Origin of the sequence: Lederbergia panacisoli (genome assembly GCF_024626525.1) — a bacterium.
GTDB classification, from domain to species: domain Bacteria; phylum Bacillota; class Bacilli; order Bacillales; family Bacillaceae_C; genus Lederbergia; species Lederbergia panacisoli.
In genome coordinates this window covers 132,621-152,253 of record NZ_JANJGU010000003.1, presented here as the reverse complement: position 1 = coordinate 152,253, position 19,633 = coordinate 132,621, and the positions used below count along the sequence as shown (strand labels likewise).

Genomic DNA, 19,633 nt, shown 5'->3' with positions numbered 1-19,633 from the left:
TAAAGTAGCATATTCATACCTGCCTTTTTTATCGTGATGTTTCCATTTGATCAAGTGCTTTCATAATCGCCTTCGCTACCCCATCTTCATCATTCGTTGCTGTCTCATATCTGCAAATATCCTTTATCTCTTGTTCCGAGTTGCCCATCGCAACGGAATGACCGACAATTTTCAGCATTGATAAATCGTTATAGTTATCACCCATGGCCATCGTCTCTTCAAGTGATATGCCTTTCTGTTCTACATATCTTTGGAGAGCTTTCCCTTTTAACGCATCACGGTGCATGACTTCTAAGTTATTCCGACCTGAAGAAGTCACTTCTAATCCGCTTATTTCCTTTAAACGTTCGCTCACGGCCATCAGTAATTCCTCATCCATGGAAAAGGCAAGGAATTTATAGACGTGACAGTCAGCTTCTTCAAAAATTGGTTCAAAATCATCAATTACATGTATGAGTCTTTGATGAAAACGTTCATCTGCTGATTCGCGGATTTTGTCCACATCTTGAGACGGATTTGCTGTATGGAAAATATCGACAAGTACTTGAATCCCTTTTTCATAATCCGTTGTATACGTTCCACCCTCCGTGTACAGCTCAAAATACATATTCATTTCTTCAAACACAGAAGTGACCTTTGCCGCCGCAGGACCATCCAATCCAACGGAATAGCTGATCTTCCCTTCCATATCACGGATTTCGCCGCCATTTACACAAATGGCCGGTAATGTAAGACCGGTTTTATCCAGTACATAACGAACTTCGTTGTATGCCCTTCCTGTTACTACAACGAAATCAATTCCCTTCTCCTGAGCAGCTTGAATCGCTCGGATATTTTCATCACTTACTTCTTGCCTCGCATTTAGTAACGTTCCGTCCATATCTGATGCAATACATTTAATCAATTTTCATAACTCCTTCTCATGCTTATCGCACTCTTCTATTGCGAATAATTCTAACTGAAAAAGGGTATCAATGCAAAGAAAGGGAAATGGCTGAATAGAATGGTTTTTATCTAGTCCCCATTGATTTTTCTACTAAGAAAAAATTGGGTTGGATTTTTTAGTGTTTATGCATTAAAATGAGAAACGTTGAATTTTTATAACGAAAGGTGAACATCATTGAACAAACTCAAAATCAATCCTAAGGATTTTTTACTTTTTTTAATACCTTCGTTGATCGGTATTTTTTTATTCATGATTCCGATTCCTTCAAGTGAAGGCGTTACGATTCCTATCGCCGTCTTATCTGAAGCATTGCAAAATATTCTTGGTTCGGTCATTCCGGGAATCATGGTCGGAATCATTATTCTTGCTTTTATCGGAACGGTAATTGCAAAAACGGTAAAGCCGACATTTATCAAGCATTCTTCATTTTTAACAGCATTATTTGATATCCCTGTAATATGGGTGATTGCTCGTATACTAGCAGTAATTTTTGCGATTATGGTATTTTTTAAAATTGGTCCAGAAGCAATCTGGTCGGAAAACACGGGAGCAACTTTATTGTTCAGCTTATTACCCGTCCTTTTCAGTGTCTTTCTTTTCGCTGGTTTATTGTTGCCGTTATTGTTGAACTTTGGGTTATTAGAATTATTTGGAGCACTAATGACAAAGTTCATGAGGCCCGTATTCAAATTACCGGGACGATCTTCAATCGATGCTCTTGCCTCATGGCTCGGTGATGGAACAATCGGTGTGTTGCTTACAAGCAAACAATATGAAGAAGGGCATTATACGAAACGAGAAGCTGCTATAATTGGGACAACTTTCTCAGTCGTATCGATCACTTTCAGTATCGTCGTCTTAAAAGAAGTCGGCTTGATGCATTACTTTGTGCCGTATTACTTTGCTGTTACTTTTTCAGGTGTGATTGCAGCCATTATCCTCCCAAGGATCTGGCCACTTTCTACAAAGCCAAACACCTTTATAAATGGAAAAGAAGATGACAATACGGCAGAACTGATTCCTGATGGCTATTCAAGATTAGGTTACGGAATTGAACAAGCACAGCTTCAAGCGAGAAAGAGCAGCAGTGTAAAAGCATTTTTTATAGATGGATGCAAAAATATTTTAGATATGTGGTTAGGTGTCGCACCAATCGTAATGGCGCTTGGAACTGTTGCATTGGTCATAGCTGAGTATACTCCATTATTCCAATGGCTCGGCACCCCTTTTATTCCGCTGCTGGAATTGCTAAGAATTCCTGAAGCAGGAGCTGCGTCACAAACATTAGTTGTTGGTTTTGCTGATATGTTTTTGCCGTCCATTTTGGCTGGAGGAATAGAGTCGGATATGACACGATTCATCATCGCAAGTGTATCTGTTACCCAGTTGATCTATATGTCAGAAGTTGGGGGACTGTTGATTGGATCGAAAATTCCAGTTGGGATGAAGGATTTGATTATTCTCTTTCTGTTGAGGACGCTTATTACGTTGCCGATTATTACTTTGATTGCACATATAATATTTTAATTTTTTAAACCGCACCCTATTAAGTTGTTAAGGTGCGGTTTTTGATTTGTTCTCCATTCAACTTTTTAATATTTTTCTAATTTCTGCTCTTCAATTAATTCTATATTTCTTTTGTTGTGTATGTAATTAAATATATGCCCTGTGATATTTGGATAAAGTTTAATATCTTTCAATTCAGAAAGCGGAATCCACACTACGTTAGTTTGATTTTCATCGGGGTTTTCAGGCATTTTTGGAATGGAACCTTCTTTAATTTTACATTCAAACATTAAACCTAAAGTGTGTGTATTACCATAAGCGCTAAGATTTATATGTGGAGCATATTCATATGCAAATGCCAATGGGCCAACTTCCACTTCTACTGTAGCTTCCTCCATAGCTTCTCTTTGTACAGCCTCAATGATAGATTCGTTTGGTTCAACCCCACCTGCCGGCAAATTATAATGAACGCCTTTTTCATCAGAAAACTCCACTAAGAGGATATTTTGGTTTTCAATAATTAGTGCACACGCTCGAACCCTAATGTGATAGTTCACTAAAAAGCACCCCTTTGGATTTTTTGTTTACTTAATCAACTATCAGGAAAATGATGAAGACAAAAAAAGGAAGTTATATATGTATCCAAAACCTTTTTATAATATTTCCATTTTTTTCGATAAAACTATTGTCAGGAATTCCCCCATTTTTTAAAATCGTTTTTTCAGAAGCTACATTGTTTTCATCACATACAACAAGGGCTTTATTAATTCCCAATTCCTTAGCTTTTTCTAAGGATAATTCCAAAAGTTTGGTAGCATATCCTTTTTTTCTTTCCGATGGCCGAATCCCATATCCGATATGTCCACCGGAATTAAATAGAGTTTCGGTGAGTCGGTGTCTAATGTTTACTGCACCAATAATCTTTTTACTTTCAGTAACCAACCAAAAGGTAGAATCTGGAACCCAGTTATCAGGCAGATTTTCTCCTCTTTCATTATCCATAAGAAATTGAACCATCCCTTGGAAATCAGATGGGTCTTTACTTATGACCCAAGGAACCATATCTTCCTGACTTCCTTTCCATTCTTGATAGAAACCTAAATATTCTTCTTGCAATTCCAAGGTGGGTTTTAATAAAAATACATTTTCCATATTGATCGCCTCTTTATTTCAAAGTTGAGCCTGCACTTTTAAGACCATCCTAATCGTTTTTAGAATATGTCCATCTAATTCATCATCAAATTCTGAAACTACTTCAAAACCTTTTGATGTGTAAAAGGTTTTTCCAATCTTATTATTCTTTTCTACGTTTATATATATCTCTTTTACATTTTCAAGATTATTCATTCCCGTTTTTAATAAGGAAGTTCCTATTCCCTTTCCTTGGTAATCAGGATATAAATAGATAGCATAAAGTTCAACCTTGCCACCCTCTTGTACGTGAGAATAATTAGCAAAGCCGACAATTTCACCATCAACTTCGGCTACATACATAATAGAATGTTCTAAACGTTGCCGCATCATTTCGTCACCATAAGCGGATCTTAGGAAGTTTTCCTGAACTTCAATCGGGATAATGTTTTTATATGTATGATTCCAACTTGTTTTTGCAACAATTTGGACTTGCAGGATGTCTTCTTTTGTCATTTTGCGAATGATATATTCCATTTTCCTGGTCCTTTCCCTACTTTAATTACAATCTCCTAAGTAGATAGGAGTTTTTTCTCCGTTTACATGTTTTATAATATGTTTTCTTAGTTGTTGTGGATACATCCGGTATTGTAGCAATTCATGAATTGGCACCCACTCAATTCCTATTTGATGCTGGTCGGGATTAGAAGGGTGGAAACTCATTTCCTCAGATTTATTAAGTTGGCACTCAAAATAATATTCAATTTGATGCACGTTAAAATCAAAAGCCGAATGTTCATGGTTTTTACCAATATATTCACGTATATATAACAGTTCCCCGATGCTAACCTTTTGTCCAATCTCTTCCAAGCATTCCCGTTCTAAAGTTTCATGAAAAGTTTCTCCATGCTCCTGACCACCACCTGGACAGAGATAAAATATTCCTTCATGGTCATGGTTTTTTGTTAATAGTATATTTTCCCCTTTAATGATGATTGCTTTTATTGAGTTTCTTATCTGCATTTAAACCCCTCTTTCAAATGGATCGATTCCTTTAAGAATTCAATGAATTCACTTGCTTCGCTTGTTACTACTTTTGTCAAAAGATAAGTTGAGGAAGTAGGAGGATATATTTTATCTGGTTTTATTTCTGATAGTCGTTCAATTTTTATTTCTTCCTTCACCATCGTAGCCGGCAAATAAGATATCCCCAGCCCTTGTTCGATAAATTGTTTCGTAATCTCAATTTGATTCACTTTCATTGTTCGAACAGCTGGGTAAAATCTCTTAATTTTATTTAATAGATCATCCCAATATTCCGGATGATTATGTGTGATTATTCGATATTTTTGTAGGGCCATCGTTTCATCATATTTGCTATTTTGATCTGCAATATTTGGACCAACAAGAAGAACGGGCTCCTCGTGAATAACCTGACAATTTATATTCGTTTGTATTGGCTTTATTCTTGTTAATCCTAGATCCGCTCTTCCCGCACTAATTTCATCGCCAATCTCATATGAACTAAGGATGTTGATTAACACTTCAATATCGGGATTTTTCTCTGTAAAACTTCGCAATATGGAAGGTAGGATAGATGATGCAATTTGAGGTGCGGTAGTTATGATTAATTTTCGGTGGTAACCTTGCTTCCAAGCTTCAAAGTCTTCCAGGCCTTGTTCAAATGTAGACATCATTTCTTTAGCGTGGGGTAGGAATTTATGACCAGCAGCTGTAAGTGTAATATTTTTCCCAATTCTATCAAATAACTGGCTGTTAAGGTTTTCTTCAAGTCTTTTAATATGTTTTGTTACGGCTGGCTGAGTAAGAAATAGCTCTTCTGAGGCCTTACGAAAATTTTCATGCTTTGCAGCGATTATAAATGTTTTTAGCCATTTTATATCCATACAATTTCTCTCCTATTTAATAACAGTTCGTTATTAATGGAATCATTTTTTGTTAATATTCATAATGTTTTTCATTAAGTATAATGGAATTAACAAAAAATAACAGCCTAATTAGAGGAGTGGGACGGTTGGAAAATGTCAAAAACATAAAGGATTCTTGGAATGCACATTTGTATGATCATAAGCATTCATTTGTTTCGGCACTTGGTACTCAATTAGTTGAATTGTTGGATCCTAGAAAAGGAGAAAAAATACTCGACCTTGGGTGTGGAACAGGAGATTTGGCAAAGCATTTATATGATCGTGGGATGGATGTTATAGGTGTAGATAAGTCTGAAAATATGGTTTCGCTAGCAAAAAGTAAGTATCCGAATCTCCACTTTGATGTTAGAGATGCAACTGATTTAAACTATACGAACGAATTTGATGCGGTATTTTCCAATGCTACACTTCATTGGGTAAAACCGCCAGATCAAGCATTGCATAGTATTTATAAAGCAATAAAAAGCGGCGGGAGATTTGTCGCTGAATTTGGAGGAAAGGGAAATGTTCAATTCATAACAGATGAGATGATCAGTCTACTAAAAGATGAAGGATATGAAAAGAATATTGAACAGTTTCCTTGGTTTTTTCCAAGCATAGGGGAGTATTCATCTTTAATGGAAGAATCGGGCTTTAGAGTCACTTTTGCTCAACATTTTGACAGACCTACTCCGCTCGAAGGAGATAATGGATTACAGAATTGGATAAGTATGTTTGCAAGCGACATGTTGGAAGGAATTCCTGAAAATAAAAAGGACCATATTATCAAAAATGTTGAAAATAAATTAAGAGAAACTTTATATCATGAAGGGAAATGGACAGCTGATTATAAAAGGATTCGTGTTATAGGGATAAAAGAATAATAGAAGGGCCAACTATGACCCTTCTTTTTGCATTCTCAAGAAGATTAGTCATTTATCATCCAATCGAGCTAAGCGTTCTTTAATCCTTCTCTTTCGATAAAGCATGATTCCAGCTTCTGATAGTTCATTAATTGAGGAACGGTTTACAAAAGCACCAAAAATCAGTCCTGCAATTGGAATCATTTGAAAAACCTTTTTCCAACCGACATGGTCTCTGTATTTGATGATCACTTCTCGCCAGCCTTGGAGTTCTGAAACAGCGCTTCTTTTCGCACCTTCATCAGAAGAATCGATTAGCGATAATTGTTTTAATATTGCCTGCTTCCCGATAATATCTGATGAAACAAACTGTAGGATTTTGACAATAAATACCCTTTCCTTTTTATCGTTCGGATCATAACCGTAACAAATCGCTATATCCTGAAGGGTTTTTAATTGAAGACCTAGGAGCAATGGAATATCAATCGATATAGTAAAAATTCCTCCGATTCCCGTACTTGCCCCTTGGAAAGTTGCCAGTCGTTTTCGGCTTTTTTTAAGTTTCCTAACTGCATGATCCATTTCATTAATAGAAATTAAATCCAAGTCCCGCAATGTTTGAACATTATTATTAGGATAATACGATTTTAGCGAAGATACCGAGCTTAAATACCTGCCACCCGATTGAATATATTGACCGAGCTCATCTAGGATAACTCCAATTTTTCTTTGTAAAAAAGCAGGTGTCAGTTTGTCCAAAAGCTTGAAAGGAAGACGACCAAGTTTTTCCCAAAACCATAATCCACTTTGGTCTTTTTCCCAAACCTCACTCTTTTTTAGTTCAACAAGTAGTTGTTCTTGAGTTTCGATCATTAGTTATACATCCTCCCTTCTTGTCCCATTTTAACTGATGTAGATATCATCTTGGTCTTTACTTTCCACCCCTTCGTCAAAAGTAAGCTTAGTTTTAAAATAGTAGGATATTTCTTCTGAAGAATCCCGAATAGTAGTTGGAAGCTTAAAAGCAAATGATATTTCATATAATTCTTCTGATTGGATACGCTTCGATGTCAAAATGGTTCGTATATCCATTATTTTTTCAATACCCTTACATTGGTCATTCATAATCAATTCACAATTAATTCGTTTTAATTGTTGGTCAATTGTACCACCTTTGATTAAGAAATATCCGTTAACATACTCCCCTGCTTTATAAGTATCCTTAGACAGAATAAGATCTATTTGTGCTGAACCAATCCCTAATAGGGACATACATTTCCTTAATATCAATAATTATCCTCCTTTATTATTTTTTAATGTATTTTTCATCTACACGTTTTTCAATTTTTTCAATTAATGCCTTATCTTTCAGAAGCTCTTCCTTATTTTTGCTAATTAAATCAGATAAAGAAACTTTTGCTTTTCTCATGACGTCATCCTTCTTCCATTTTTTAATTGGATCATTGTAATTCAATGGTCGATCCCAAACAAAAAAACCTTTACCGTTTTTTGGTAAAGGTTTTTTATGCAAATAGAGACCTTTACCGATTGGTAAAGGTCTCGCTAACAACGATCTGTTGCCAACAAAGCCGAGAGTGGGTAACTCCGTAATGACGACTTTGCTATTAAAGCTACTCCCCTTTAGGAGAACTATTAAAATATATATTAATCATAAAATAATCACTATTCAGTTGTCAACATTGTATTCTTAAGATCTAATTATTTTGGACAATTATAGATGAACTTTGACTATTATAATTTTTGATTAATATCAACAATCTTTCGAATAACGGACTCAACTTCATCATTATTATTAATGACAAAAAGATTATCTGCTTCACCTTCTATTGGAGCAATTAGCTCGCTTTTATTAGACTCAGCCATTTGCCTATTAAGCACTTCTTCAAAAGTCGCAGCACTCCTAAATATAGTTGTATTCCGTTGACTATTGGCCACCCGCGCTTGAAGAACATGATCAGGAATATCAAAATGAACAAGAATGCTAGTGAATCCTTTATCATGAAAGTGTTTAAGCAGATCCATGCGGTCCTTTCGAGAGCGATTTGAGTTGCAGAGAATAATATGAAAACTAGTCTGATTCACAGCATAGTCTACAATGGTTTGTGTAATGGCGAATTTAATCGTATTCGGTCCTCGCTTAGGCAGCAAGCTTTTGTAAAAGGTGTTTATAAATTCAGCATGGTTATCTTGGTCAATGACAATTGAGTTGTGCAACTGTTGTTCTAGAGTTTTTGCAAAAGTAGTCTTACTACATATTTTCCGAACGCCAAAGCCCATCGCCTTTAGGCATGGGATGAAAGTGAGGTCAAATACGGAGTGGCACTTAAAACCAAAGGTTGGTGCCACTTCAAGTATTTGAAGATGCTTTGTACATGAGTGAAACGTATGTTTATTAACTCCTTTTTCTTCTGGAACATACGTTCCAGTACTATGTTATAATAGGAGAAAGGAGGTGAATATCATGCAAACAATCACACTCAAATTGGAACTTCAGAAGCCCACAAAAGAAAAAATCTCTATGTACTATAAAATGACAGAGATCAATACCGCTTTTTCAAACTGGCTACTACATTATGAGAATATCAAAACAGCCACTTCAAAAGTTTTTCGATTATTTTCAGAAGAAAAGTTTCCTTCGGCCATCGTGAATCAGACCATCAGGGAAGTAAAGTCTAAAAGGAACCATCAAAGGGCGAAAAAATTCCAACGTCTTTGGTGTGGCTTTAATAATCAAAATCTTAGAGTTGAAAAGGATCATCAGTTGTACAAGGTTTCTTTTCCTACCCTTCATAAACGGATTGGTGTACCAGTTTTTGTAAAAAAGTACCAACAATATTGGCTTGATAGACTTCTATCTGGAAAAGTAAAACAAGGAGCATCGGAACTCTATGAAAAAAGAGGACGATGGTTTATGGCCATCACGTTGTCGTTTGAAGTGAAGCAAAACTCATCTGAACAAGGAATGAAGATGATGGGGATTGATGTTGGTTTGCGTCAACTCGCAGTTGCTTCAGTTGGGACATCCACTATCTTTTTCAATGGCAGAGAAATGGCGTATAAAAGGAGACGCTTTGCTTCTCGAAGACGAGAACTAGGAAAGGCGAAAAAATTATCAGCGATCCGTACATTAAAGGATAAGGAATCCCGATGGATGAAAGATACGAATCATAAAATAAGCCGTCAAATTATCACCTTCGCATGGGAGAACGGTGTTCATCTCATACGAATGGAAGATTTGGCAGGCATCCGGCATTCGGCGAAATCTCGCAAAGAACCTGGGCGTAATCTGCATAGTTGGGCACATGCTCAGTTGCAACAATTCATCCAGTACAAAGCACAAATGAAAGGAATTCAAGTGCAATATGTGAATCCGAAACATACATCCCAAATGTGCAAAAACGGGCATGTCAATAAACGAAACCGAAATGGGGATCGTTTCTACTGCATAGAATGTGGATACCAGTCCCATGCGGAGGTGAATGCATCCATCAATATAGCCAAGGCGATAAGTGGACTATCCAAAAAAGGACTTTGATGAATAAAATTAGTGTCGTGGTCACAGCGATACCGCCTGTTTTGGTACATACGCTTTAAAAATTCTGTAGAACAAAACAGGGCAGGGCAATGAGATGCCCTAAACTTGCAGGCTGTTCAAAACAGAAATGGACTGAGAACGGTTAGTCATGCAAGAATCCCACCCGTTAAACCGTAAGGTTTAGGGCTTGCGTCTTTATACGGGGGAGTCTCAACGCTATGGGTTTTTCCAACTGTTATAATTACTAATCTGTTCATAAACGCTACTCCATTCATACACACTATATTTTCATAGTTTGTTTCATCAATTCTTACCTATCCTTTTTCAAACTAGGAATTCTTTTACAAAGTCCTTTTCATTTTAAGTTCAAAATTAGGTTTGGTTACATATTCCGTATAATTTATATTCCCATCATAATCTAAATAAGCTTGATAACGCATACGAATAGCTGGCGCCATAATCAAATCTAGCACTTCATCCTTAGCAACCCAGCGACTATCTGTTGTTTCATCCGAAATGCTTAATTTCCCACCTACAGGTTTGCAGACATAGTCAAACATAACTTTAGTCGGAACATCAGTTACTCCGTCATACCATTTATGAATGGCTGTATTTGAATGAACTCCAATCAAGTAGGAAACAACAGTGTCTATCCCGCTTTCTTCTTTTATTTCTCGACTTAGGGCATCTATTAGATTTTCTCCTACTTCCACTTGTCCCCCAGGGTATACCCATCCTCCATCACGTGTCTTCACTAAAAGGATATTTCCTCGTTCATCTTCTACGATTCCACCCACTGCTACAATATGTGTAGGCATTATCATCCTAATAACCTCCGCTACTCTTTTATTATTTTTAACATCGAGTTAGCATTTGCTTGAAATTCATATGGTACTTTAACTTCTTCTACAGAATATCCGTTATCAGTGAGATAACCTATTAATTTATCTAAATGTCTATATCGTTTTCCTTCCAAGTCTACTAACGGAAAAATACGAACTTCCTCTTTTGAAACCCTTAGTAACTCTTTAATGGTTTCTATATGAAATTTATAATCCAGGCGGTCAGCGTACATAAATAGAAAATGTGCGGACAGAAGAATATCAAATTCAGCATCCTGAAAAGGTAAAGAAGGCAATGTAGCAGCTACATATCTTTCACTCGATTTCTCCATATCCTTTGTACAATCGTTCAATGCTTTTAAACGATGTCCTCCAAGATCTTCCACATCTTTAAAGTAGTCCCAAATATAATTACTTTTGGCTTTTTCCATATGCTGCATCGCGTGTTCAATGTCTTGAAGACCTTTATTTTTTAAGGCTTCACCGGGGTAATAATAAGCAATGTCACAAGATGTTATATTTAAACCTAGTTTATTGCCAACCGCCGTAAAAGAACAAGCACCCGCTGGGCAATCGAGTATTCTCTTGCCCTTCAATGTTTCTACTGAAAGAGAGAACATGTCCAAATATTCTTCAAAGGTTCTGCCGATAAAAACAATTCTCTCTAAATCTAACTTTGGACTCTGCTCAACTTTACTCAACTAATTTCACCTCTAATTTTCTATAACTCTATACCAGTACTGATAGATCTCCGAAAACCCAATTTTTGCATACAGCTTTAATGCAGGTTTATTATTCAAAAGAACAGCGAGGTAACTGGATTTAGCTCCATTTTCTTTCCCCCATTTTAATAAGTTCAATATTAACTGTTCTCCAAATCCTTGATTTCTAAAATTGATATTAGTGACAATATCATAAAGCCCAATATATTCCCGCTCTATAACCCCAAGACCACAAGCAACAACACGGTCCTTATGGTATAGCGAGATGAAACATTTCTTGGTCGAAATATTAGACAGCATTTTAATCATAGTATCTTTATTATTTTCCTCTATCTGATTCAGTCTACAAAAGTTCTCTATCCAATCGAGATTAATGTTTTTATCTAGTGTTACAGATTGCAAAGTTGGCTCTTTGATCTGATTTAATTCTAATGTTTGAATACTTGTACGATCGATCAAAGAGTACCCTTTCTCTTGCAAAATATCATCTAAATTTGCAGGATTAACAAAAGGAGTAATTTTAAAGGTGGGGCGCAATTTATTCTTAGTATAGATGCTTTCACATTCTTCAATTTTTTGATCCAGATTAATAGTTGAAGAATAAATGGGATTAATCGAATTGGCACGTTTCGTATATCCTTTGGCAAACCTTAGTACCCATCCATCATAAAGCAGCGTAGATAAGGGCTGCCAATGATTTAAGGATAGTTCTTCAATCATTTTAATATTCTTTTGCAATATCATGTTTTTTTCCAACTCCAAGTAAGCAGATTAAGGATAAGTTCTATAAGAAATGAATAATTCCTTTAAAATTGCACTTATTGCCTTTCTAAGAAAGCCAAAATGATAAAGAGCCCAATCAAAATACAACTCCTTTTTTTATAATATTAAAAAGGAGTTGATGGCAAATGATCTTCGCTCTTTATTTAATGATCGGAATATTGATTAGTACCTCGATTTATGTTGTTGCAGATTTTCGGCCTCTGTTTCTTTTTCTTATATTGTTCGTTGCGTGGTTGCCTCTCATATGCGTTGGTATGACGATCGTCCCATTCATAGATGTAGAAGAAATCTCCAGTAAGCTAAACACATAAAAGTGCCAATCCAGGATACAAATCCAAAAACAGCCACAATAGTAGTTTCTGACCAACCATATTTTAAAGAAAAGTGATAATGGATCGGCGTCATTCTAAAAATTCGTTTGCGAGTAAGTTTGAACGATGAAACTTGTAATATAACGGATAATTGCTCAGCAAAATAAATGATAAACAAAACAGGAATTAATATTTCAACTTTCTCTAGAACAGCGAGAAATGACAAGGATCCTCCTATAGCTAATGAGCCTGTATCCCCCATAAAAGCTTTTGCTGGATAAATATTATATATGAGAAATCCCAGCAAACATCCAATCATGATTAAACTAAACAGTTGTACCTCTGTCCTTTCTGAAATCATAAAAAAGAAAAAGTAGGTAGGAATGGCTACAACACCTAAAAGTCCATCTAATCCGTCGGTAAAATTTATGGCATTTGCAGAACCTACCACAAATAAGGTAATGACAATAACATAAAACATGATTGGGAGATCAATCGTAATATTTTTAGAAACATGAATAATCGTATCGACTCCAAATTCATTTACTAAATAAAAAAGCAAAATGCCTGTAAAAGAAAATTGAAATATAAGTTTTGTCTTACCCGATACTCCTCCAGGATCTTGCCGGGAAGCTTTCCAAAAATCATCTAGAAACCCAACAAAGCTAAACAAAATATATGTAATAGCCAAGAAAAACATTAAGGGAGTTGGGGAATGAAGAGTGGCTACGATGACACCGATAAATAGAATGATTCCAAACATTAATGGAGTTCCTTTTTTCAACTGATGATCCGATGGAAGCTCCTTTCTAATCGGTTGAATGAGTCTTAACTTCTTTAAAACTGCTATTAATAGCGGGGATAATGCCGCAACAATTAGAAAAGAAATTATCGCTGGGATTATTTGTTCAGTCACTATTTAAATACGCCCTTTCTGCTATTTTTATTTGGTTTATTGCCTCTTTTCAGCAGCCTAATATAAAGGATATTGGTATGCCCTAAAACGGTTAGGGTAAATAGTAAATTCGCGGCAGTCTCAAACAAACCTTTAATTAATAATTTTATATAACTAAAAAAGAGTACAGTCTTATGTATATTCAGGATTTTTATGAATAGTTACAGATTTACCGAACGAGAAAGCCTATTATGTTGCAGCAGTGTCCTTTATTAAAATGTAGTAATAGTAAGGTCATATTCGGATCAACTTAGTACTGAAATCAGAGACTACTTGTTTTCTCCTATCCATAAACGCAGCTTCTCAGCATAGAAAGGACGGTCATTTGGTTCAGTTTGAAATCCTTTCGTCCGGTATAGATTATCGTTTTCATACCTTGGATAAACATGAAGATGATAATGCCAGACGTCTTGATTACCCGCAGGTTCATTATGTTGTCTTGTTGAAATCCCATCACACCTATATGTATATTTCATAGCAAAAGCAGATAATTGTGCGGCTTTATGAATCTCAGCTGCATATTCTGCAGGAAGCTCGTATATATTCTCAAAATGTTGATTCGGGACAGCTAACACATGGCCTTTGTTATTGGGCCACCACTTGCTTGCTATGAAGGCAGTTACGTACTCATTTTGATAAATGATATCTCTTTGTTTTGTGCCTTGATTAGGTCTTTCGACACCTGAAACAATGCTACAAAATGGACATTCGTACCCATCGGGTTTATGTGAATATATTTTCATCTCTGCAGCCAACTCCTCCTAATATTTTTCCCAATCGGACAATATTGTCCAATGAGCTTTCGGCTCCCTTTCTTCCCCATACATAGTACCCACGAATATATCATCTGTTTTTTCATTGTTAAAAAAGTGTTCTAACATCAAACGGTTACTATCTGTCATCTTACGACTAAAAATCCGTTTGCATGGAATCCAGTGCAAAGCTCCTTCATCCGAAGCCTCCACTTGCATTGTATTTGTCGTTCCAAAGTAAATAAATTGTTGACGTAATTCACGTTTTCTTTGTCTTAAAAGTATGTATTTCAGGTTAAGTGATTCCAAATTATTCGTAAGTAATCCTGTCTCCTCTTCTATCTCTCGTAAACATGCGGACTCTAAATCTTTATATTCATTATGTTCAACATGTCCGCCGGTGCCAGACCAAACACCTGGAATAAAGCTCTTTTGGGAAGAACGTTCTATTAGAAGTACAGAGTCCCCGTGAAATAAATAAGCAGTAGTCATCAGCCGTAATGAGATCAAATTATTTCCCCCTATACATTCGGAAATTCTAAACTTTTTTTGCGAATTCAATTTCACCATACTGATACAAGATTGTTTTATTTTTCGGATCAACCAGTCTGTTAGTTTTTATCTACAAATTTATGATCCAGTTTATTAATTAACATCTCCTTATGTGTTGTGGAAAGTTTCATCAAATCAAAGTCATTATTAGAAATTAACTTATTTAATTGATTGGCTTCTTTCCAGGCAATATTGTATTGTATCTTATCAATAATCCCTTTAGATAATGCCTCATCCAGTTCATCAGCATCTTTTATTATTACTTCTCCGGTTGGCAAAATAACAAGGTCTAAAAACAGATCATCCATCCACGGGATATTATTTTCAATCCCACATTGCAAACTAATGTCAACATACCATTGAACGATTTTCCCTTTAGAATTAAACATAGTAGTAAGAGAATGTCTTTCTTCAATGGGAAAATGTTGAAGCCATATGTACCCATCATCGACTATACATACTTCCTTTTCATCGTACTTAACAAACAATGGTTCTCTGACCTTTTGGATCTCAAGTAAGGTAACGTACCCTCTGAATTTCTCTGTATCAATAAATGTTTGAATATATCGCCTTTTAAGCACGCGCTTCCATTCAGAACGATCCCCATATTTCCGTTTGATCAATTCCATCCCTCTCTTTTTACGCAATGTTTTGCTATTCATATAAATTAAGAACTTCTAATTCCTAATATTAATTTGATTTTGTCTTTCTAAAGTACTATAGTTTTATTTTCGTCTTTTCATGAAAAATACCTTTATTTTAAACAAGATAATAAAAAGCCTGCATCTCTGATAAAAATCATAGATACAGGCTTTCCTTATCTAATTTAGTTCCTTAAACTTCGAGAGATGGCCCACCTGGTTAAAATCACTAATCAACCACTTCTTATCTTTAAAATTTATATTGCTAATACAAGCGTTGATTAACCTTGTCTTGCCCGATCCAATTTCTCCATCAGATAATATTGATAAAATGGCGTTTATGACGCCCCCATGGGCAACAAGCAACGCTTTTTTATCTCCGTACTTTCTATTGATTTTTTCTAGTCCTGCCATTACACGCTTATTAAGCGCTGATCTTTCTTCTTGATTGGGGACGTCCCTGTTCGGATACGCGGAGTCAATTTCCTGTCTCGTCATTCCTTCAGCATCACCAAAAGAGCGTTCCACAAACTCTTCCATTTCAACAAGTTCAACTTGCAAACCTTCATTTATTATTTCAGCAGTACGCTTTGCTCTTTGGAGTGGGCTTGTCACGATAAGGTCCCATTGATCGTTTTTTAAAAAATTTCTACATTCCTCTGCCTGCCTTACACCGGTAGAATTTAGAGGAATATCAGTTCTTCCTTGAAGTCTACCTAATGCATTCCAATCTGTTTCTCCATGGCGAATTAAACAAATGGTCGTAATGTTAAACTTCTCCTTTCACTTTATTTTTCTGTAAATACGCACGAATCATGAAAAAGCTCACTTCATTCGGGAGCAATTCTTTAATTGGCGTTAATCTAGTCGACTCGGCTTCCTCAACAGCATTTTCAATCAATTCTACAAATTGACTCGGGATAAATTGGTCCCAATTGATTATTTGCCCTTCTTCATCACATTTGATTAAATGGGATTCCACTGTTCTTTCCGAAATCTCCCGTTCCTGTGCGATTTCTTCGATTCCCATTCCATCCAGCAGCATTTGATATGTTACGAAATGACTCGATTCCTGCGTACTCTTGGAAACAGGCTTTCGTTCCACTTTCATTGTGACAAATGGTTTTCGCTCAACACCATTTTCTTCACAGTAGTCGTTAATGATCGACAAGAAATCAACACCATACGCCTCAAGTTTTCGTTCACCAATTCCTTTTATTTGTAAAAGTTCATTTTCGTCTTTCGGCAAAGCAGCACTCATTTCTCGCAGTGTTGCATCAGAGAAAATAACGTACGGAGGCACTTTTTCTTTTTCGGCAAACTCTCTTCTCAATTCTCGTAAGCGTTCGAAAAGATCGTTGTCCGCAACAATTTGAGCAATGCGTACTTTCTCTTTACGCAGCACAGGTTCATTTCCACGTAAAACGTTCCCGGCACTTTCGGTTAACATTAATATAGGATATTGTCCGTCCGTTGGCTGTAAATAACCTTCCGCTGTTAAAAAGTCTATGAATTCGCTGACCTCTTTTTGAGTTCGCTCCTTCATAATGCCAAATGTCGTAAGTTGGTCAAAACGAAAGCTTTTAATCTTTTTATCTAAAGACCCCGTAAGCACCTTCGCAATCATCGTTTTTCCGAAGCGCTCATTCATTCTCCTTATGCAAGAAAGGACTTTTTGTGCATCGACGGTAACTTCTACTTGTTCGCGGGAATCAGTACAATTTCCGCATTTTCCACATTCAGGAGGATTTTCCTCGCCGAAATAATGCAAAATATATTGCTGTAAGCAGGATTCCGTGTGTCCATACGCGACCATTTTCCTAAGCTTTGCATATTCGTGTTCTTTCCGGCCTTCGTCCATCTCCGATTGTTCAATTAAAAAGGACTGGATTTGTGCATCTTGCGGCGCAAATAACAAAATACAGGCACTCTCTTCTCCATCCCTTCCCGCTCTCCCTGCCTCTTGATAGTAAGATTCCATATTACGCGGGATTTGGTAATGAATAACAAATCGGACATTCGATTTATTTATTCCCATCCCGAAAGCATTAGTCGCTACCATAATCGTAATATCATCAAATAAAAATCGTTCCTGCTGATTATTTCGCTCTGCCTCTGACATTCCGGCATGATATTTTCCAGCAGCCAATCCTTTTCTTTCTAATAAAAGCTGAATTCGGTCCACTTCTTTTCTTGTGGCTGCATATATGATACCCGCTTGCCCGCTATTTTTTGCTATATAATTCAATAAAAAGCGATCTCGGTCCTCACCTTTTACAACTTGAAAATGCAAATTTCCCCGTCCAAATCCGGTCATAACGGTGTTTTCTTCTTTTATATGAAGCAAGTCGCAAATATCTTCTTGTACTTGTGGTGTAGCTGTAGCTGTAAGTGCCAATATAACTGGCTTAGGTTGAATTTGATTAATTAAATTTTTGATTTGTAGATAACTCGGCCGAAAATCATGTCCCCATTGGGAAATACAATGTGCCTCATCGATGGCAAGAAAGGATATGTGAATTTCTTTTAGAAGTCGTAAAAAAGAAGGTACTTCCAATCGTTCCGGGGCTATATAGACTAATTTATATTTTCCGTTATAAATCCCATTAAGACGATCATTAATTTCATCGCCAGCAAGTGTACTATTAATATACGTAGATGGAATGCCTGTTTTTTCTAGTGCATCCACTTGGTCTTTCATTAAAGAAATAAGCGGCGAAATCACAATCGTTATTCCCGGAAATAGCATAGCCGGAATTTGATAACAAAGTGATTTTCCCCCACCCGTCGGCATGATAGCAAGAGTATCCTTACCATCCGATACTTTTTGTATGATTTCTTCCTGCCCCATACGAAAATGATCGTAGCCAAAATAAGATTGTAGTAATTTTTTTGCTTTATTTAACAACGACAGAACCTCCATTTAAGAGATAGTTCCATTATAGCAAAAATCATTGGCGAATAAATCCTCTAACTTTTTGTTATGGTAGCCTTAGATTGATAGATATATAAGTTTTTCTCCAGTTTTGGAAGCTTTTTAAAAGATACATTGATTAATAAAGCGTTTTCATGTACTATATGTTCAACTTATCTATAAAATAGGAGGTAGTTTATGTCAGCCATTAATTTCGAGAAGCTTCAGGCATTAAGTGATCTTTGTACTCCTTGGTGTATACATACAGTTGGAACCTTGAAAATTGCAGATCATATTTCAGCAGGGATTAACCATATTGATGAACTAGCTGAAGTGAGTGACAGCAATGCTTATGCCCTTCAAAATGTATTACGGCATCTTGCAGGTAAAGGGGTTTTCGAAGAACCGGAGCCTGGGCGATTTGCCCTTAACGATGTTTCAAGAGGACTTCTCGAACCCGGGTTTAGCCCTAATCTAAATGGCATCTTCGGAAGGATGGCTTACGCGTGGGGTACCCTTCCTACATACGTTAGAACTGGTGCTTCCGGATACCATGAACAATTCGGTCTTCCCTTTTGGGAGGATCTTGCGGCTAATCCGGACGTTGGAAAGAGTTTCGATGCCCTGATGGGAGTAGCAGGGCACGGCGTTCCTGATCCTTATTTCCCAATTACAGGAGACTGGGATGCGGTTCAAACTGTTGTGGACGTAGGTGGCGGAACAGGAGCGATGCTTGCGGAAATCCTTCGTGCTAGACCCCATATCCACGGTACTTTGGTTGACCTTCCTGGTACAGTTGAAAGATCAGCCGAAGTTTTCGAAGCTGCAGGTGTTTGTGATCGAGTTACAACGGTTGGGCAAAGTTTTTTTGATCCTCTGCCAGCTGGGGCTGATATTTACTTGCTAAAAAAAGTACTTGGAAATTGGCCAGATCAACAGAAAAAGGAACTCTTACTACGTTGTGCTGAAGCGGCTCGTCCAAACGGTAGAATCGTCATTATGGGCGGGATAACCCCTGATGAAGAACCGCATCAATTAAGTATAGAAATGGTCCTGCTAGGCAGCAAGCCGATCACATTATCTGAATTCCAAGAAATCGCTCGTGAAATAGGGTTGAAGGTATCTGCTGCCCAGCCGCATGGTGGATTTTTAGTTGAGTGTCAACCAATTTAGTAGATAACGAGTATGGCAATAGCGGCCATACTCGTTTATTATTGAGTAAGACTATATT

Annotated in this window: 23 protein-coding genes; 4 read left to right on the top strand and 19 right to left on the bottom strand. The window is 36.7% G+C overall.

Annotation, left to right across the window (positions count from 1 at the left end):
- Window positions 1-28: 28 nt before the first annotated feature.
- Window positions 29-904 carry a Cof-type HAD-IIB family hydrolase gene (locus tag NQ185_RS06395; RefSeq protein ID WP_257580764.1) on the bottom strand — a complete coding sequence of 292 codons (876 nt, stop codon included), beginning with the start codon at window positions 902-904 and terminating at the stop codon, window positions 29-31.
- A 291-nt stretch (window positions 905-1,195) separates the two neighbouring features.
- Here NQ185_RS06395 and NQ185_RS06390 point away from each other — a divergent pair, with 291 nt between their 5' ends.
- Entirely contained in the window at window positions 1,196-2,473 is a 1,278-nt protein-coding gene (locus NQ185_RS06390) for a YjiH family protein (RefSeq protein WP_257580971.1), read from the top strand.
- A gap of 65 nt (window positions 2,474-2,538) precedes the next feature.
- Here the strand turns inward: NQ185_RS06390 and NQ185_RS06385 are convergent, their stop codons facing one another.
- From NQ185_RS06385 to NQ185_RS06365, 5 genes are all read right to left on the bottom strand, one after another.
- Window positions 2,539-3,009 (bottom strand): NUDIX domain-containing protein, encoded by a 471-nt coding sequence (locus NQ185_RS06385; RefSeq protein WP_257580763.1) that lies wholly within the window; start codon window positions 3,007-3,009, stop codon window positions 2,539-2,541.
- Between the two features lie 73 nt (window positions 3,010-3,082).
- Window positions 3,083-3,604 carry a GNAT family N-acetyltransferase gene (locus tag NQ185_RS06380; RefSeq protein WP_257580762.1) on the bottom strand — a complete coding sequence of 174 codons (522 nt, stop codon included), beginning with the start codon at window positions 3,602-3,604 and terminating at the stop codon, window positions 3,083-3,085.
- Between the two features lie 18 nt (window positions 3,605-3,622).
- Window positions 3,623-4,120: a GNAT family N-acetyltransferase gene (locus NQ185_RS06375; RefSeq protein ID WP_257580761.1), complete on the bottom strand. Its 498-nt coding sequence runs from the start codon at window positions 4,118-4,120 to the stop codon at window positions 3,623-3,625.
- Window positions 4,121-4,141: 21 nt separating this feature from the next.
- Window positions 4,142-4,606: an NUDIX domain-containing protein gene (locus tag NQ185_RS06370; protein WP_257580760.1), complete on the bottom strand. Its 465-nt coding sequence runs from the start codon at window positions 4,604-4,606 to the stop codon at window positions 4,142-4,144.
- On the bottom strand, window positions 4,597-5,490 hold the full coding sequence (locus tag NQ185_RS06365; RefSeq protein ID WP_257580759.1) for a LysR family transcriptional regulator: 894 nt from the start codon (window positions 5,488-5,490) through the stop codon (window positions 4,597-4,599). The genes NQ185_RS06370 and NQ185_RS06365 overlap by 10 nt, the downstream gene beginning before the upstream one ends.
- 128 nt (window positions 5,491-5,618) lie before the next feature.
- On the opposite strand from NQ185_RS06365, the gene NQ185_RS06360 reads away from it, so the two are divergent.
- Window positions 5,619-6,395 carry a class I SAM-dependent methyltransferase gene (locus NQ185_RS06360; protein ID WP_257580758.1) on the top strand — a complete coding sequence of 259 codons (777 nt, stop codon included), beginning with the start codon at window positions 5,619-5,621 and terminating at the stop codon, window positions 6,393-6,395.
- Between the two features lie 48 nt (window positions 6,396-6,443).
- Here NQ185_RS06360 and NQ185_RS06355 read toward each other — a convergent pair whose 3' ends face one another.
- The 4 genes from NQ185_RS06355 to NQ185_RS06340 all read right to left on the bottom strand — a co-directional run bounded on the left by NQ185_RS06355 (window position 6,444) and on the right by NQ185_RS06340 (window position 8,672).
- On the bottom strand, window positions 6,444-7,247 hold the full coding sequence (locus NQ185_RS06355) for an EcsC family protein (protein WP_257580757.1): 804 nt from the start codon (window positions 7,245-7,247) through the stop codon (window positions 6,444-6,446).
- Between the two features lie 30 nt (window positions 7,248-7,277).
- A complete protein-coding gene (locus NQ185_RS06350) occupies window positions 7,278-7,664 on the bottom strand; it encodes a sporulation protein (RefSeq protein ID WP_257580756.1) in 387 nt (128 codons plus the stop codon).
- 16 nt (window positions 7,665-7,680) lie between these two features.
- Window positions 7,681-7,803 carry an FbpB family small basic protein gene (locus tag NQ185_RS06345; RefSeq protein ID WP_257580755.1) on the bottom strand — a complete coding sequence of 41 codons (123 nt, stop codon included), beginning with the start codon at window positions 7,801-7,803 and terminating at the stop codon, window positions 7,681-7,683.
- A gap of 323 nt (window positions 7,804-8,126) precedes the next feature.
- Complete coding sequence (locus NQ185_RS06340) at window positions 8,127-8,672, bottom strand: AAA family ATPase (protein ID WP_257580754.1); 546 nt, start codon at window positions 8,670-8,672, stop codon at window positions 8,127-8,129.
- A 184-nt stretch (window positions 8,673-8,856) separates the two neighbouring features.
- Between NQ185_RS06340 and NQ185_RS06335 the strand changes: the two genes are divergently transcribed.
- Entirely contained in the window at window positions 8,857-9,930 is a 1,074-nt protein-coding gene (locus tag NQ185_RS06335; protein ID WP_257580753.1) for an RNA-guided endonuclease InsQ/TnpB family protein, read from the top strand.
- A 341-nt stretch (window positions 9,931-10,271) separates the two neighbouring features.
- On the opposite strand, the gene NQ185_RS06330 is transcribed toward NQ185_RS06335, so the two are convergent.
- The 9 genes from NQ185_RS06330 to recQ form a co-directional block, all read right to left on the bottom strand.
- Entirely contained in the window at window positions 10,272-10,754 is a 483-nt protein-coding gene (locus NQ185_RS06330) for an NUDIX hydrolase (RefSeq protein ID WP_257580752.1), read from the bottom strand.
- A 14-nt stretch (window positions 10,755-10,768) separates the two neighbouring features.
- Window positions 10,769-11,473: a class I SAM-dependent methyltransferase gene (locus NQ185_RS06325; protein WP_257580751.1), complete on the bottom strand. Its 705-nt coding sequence runs from the start codon at window positions 11,471-11,473 to the stop codon at window positions 10,769-10,771.
- Between the two features lie 12 nt (window positions 11,474-11,485).
- On the bottom strand, window positions 11,486-12,238 hold the full coding sequence (locus NQ185_RS06320) for a GNAT family N-acetyltransferase (RefSeq protein WP_257580750.1): 753 nt from the start codon (window positions 12,236-12,238) through the stop codon (window positions 11,486-11,488).
- Between the two features lie 309 nt (window positions 12,239-12,547).
- The gene (gene mraY, locus NQ185_RS06315; RefSeq protein WP_257580749.1) at window positions 12,548-13,504 is read right to left on the bottom strand and encodes a phospho-N-acetylmuramoyl-pentapeptide-transferase; all 957 of its coding nucleotides are present in this window, start codon (window positions 13,502-13,504) and stop codon (window positions 12,548-12,550) included.
- A gap of 308 nt (window positions 13,505-13,812) precedes the next feature.
- A complete protein-coding gene (locus tag NQ185_RS06310; protein WP_257580748.1) occupies window positions 13,813-14,286 on the bottom strand; it encodes an HIT family protein in 474 nt (157 codons plus the stop codon).
- An 18-nt stretch (window positions 14,287-14,304) separates the two neighbouring features.
- Window positions 14,305-14,805: an NUDIX domain-containing protein gene (locus NQ185_RS06305; protein WP_257580747.1), complete on the bottom strand. Its 501-nt coding sequence runs from the start codon at window positions 14,803-14,805 to the stop codon at window positions 14,305-14,307.
- Between the two features lie 101 nt (window positions 14,806-14,906).
- Window positions 14,907-15,476: a ribonuclease FAU-1 family protein gene (locus tag NQ185_RS06300; RefSeq protein WP_257580970.1), complete on the bottom strand. Its 570-nt coding sequence runs from the start codon at window positions 15,474-15,476 to the stop codon at window positions 14,907-14,909.
- Window positions 15,477-15,668: 192 nt separating this feature from the next.
- Window positions 15,669-16,256: a histidine phosphatase family protein gene (locus NQ185_RS06295; RefSeq protein WP_257580969.1), complete on the bottom strand. Its 588-nt coding sequence runs from the start codon at window positions 16,254-16,256 to the stop codon at window positions 15,669-15,671.
- Between the two features lies 1 nt (window position 16,257).
- The gene (recQ, locus tag NQ185_RS06290) at window positions 16,258-18,396 is read right to left on the bottom strand and encodes a DNA helicase RecQ (protein WP_257580746.1); all 2,139 of its coding nucleotides are present in this window, start codon (window positions 18,394-18,396) and stop codon (window positions 16,258-16,260) included.
- 204 nt (window positions 18,397-18,600) lie between these two features.
- Here recQ and NQ185_RS06285 point away from each other — a divergent pair, with 204 nt between their 5' ends.
- The gene (locus NQ185_RS06285; RefSeq protein ID WP_257580745.1) at window positions 18,601-19,575 is read left to right on the top strand and encodes a methyltransferase; all 975 of its coding nucleotides are present in this window, start codon (window positions 18,601-18,603) and stop codon (window positions 19,573-19,575) included.
- Window positions 19,576-19,633: the final 58 nt, after the last annotated feature.